Consider the following 1,010-nt stretch of genomic DNA (forward strand, 5'->3'; position numbering starts at 1 on the left):
CCAGTTTGTAGTTGCCGAAGATGAGGGTAAACTCGCCCTGACCCAGAAACTGCTTATTCTGCCAGCCCGTCACGTCGTTGTAGGCGCAGAGCCGGGGAAACCACTGGGCGATCTCGTAGATGTAGTTGCCGTCTTTCGGAAAGTACTCGTAACCGCCACGAGCGCCCGTCGAGCGAACGTCAACAATGTTGAAGTTCCAGTCGATGGAGAAGGTGACCGACTTGCCGGGGCCGACGGGCTGGGGCAGGTCGATGCGCATCATGGTTTGGTTGATGGTATGCTTGAGGGCTTTGCCGGCCTGGTCCCGTACGGACGTGATCTTGTGCCCGTAATCTTTGGCGATCAGCGTCGCGTTGGCGTTGATCTGCTGGAAACTCGCACCCTGCTCGCTGATACTGCTGGTCTGCGATGTTCGGCTATCGGCGTCAGCCCTGAACGTATTCTGATCCAGCTGAATCCACAAGTAGGGGAGCACATCACCCGAGTTATTGTGGTACGTGATGGTTTCCGAACCGGTTATTTTCTGCTTTGTATCGTCGAGAGTCGCTTTGATGTCGTAGTCGGCGCGGTTCTGGAAATAATCTTTACCGGGCGCGCCGGAAGCCGTACGGAACGTATTAGGGGTAGGCAGCATGGGGCCTAGCTGCTCGAAGCGTGTATTGGCACGCTGGGTTGGGGCCGCTGGAGCCTGTGCCATCGAAGCGGCCGACCAGAAGGTCAGGCTCGCCATTAACAGGAGTTTTCTCATAGTTTTTGATAAGCCGCGATAGGTAGTTAGTTGCGGCCGGTACCTTGTTTAGCGGGTTGTTGCTGACGTTGCTGTTGCATAGGGTTAGGAGCCGCGCCACCGCCCCGCTGCTGCTTGAACAACTGGAAACGAGTCGGCTGGGCCACCGGCGGGAACGAGTTGTCCTCCGGGTTGATGTCGGCAATCTCGTAGTAGGGGTCCAGCGTCCACTGCTTCACCTTCTTGGCGGTGGCAATCACCTTGTTGATCGACACATCGTTGA

Annotated in this window: 2 protein-coding genes; both read right to left on the reverse strand. The window is 56.8% G+C overall.

Annotated features, from left to right (window positions below; translation table 11 throughout):
* Positions 1-748: gluzincin family metallopeptidase (locus ACYVJM_RS32090; RefSeq protein ID WP_461152208.1), on the reverse strand; the 748-nt coding region annotated here is incomplete at its 3' end.
* Positions 749-774: 26 nt separating this feature from the next.
* Positions 775-1,010 (reverse strand): hypothetical protein (locus tag ACYVJM_RS32095; RefSeq protein ID WP_461152209.1); only part of this gene is annotated, 236 nt, incomplete at its 5' end.

Source organism: Spirosoma pulveris (genome assembly GCF_054781875.1).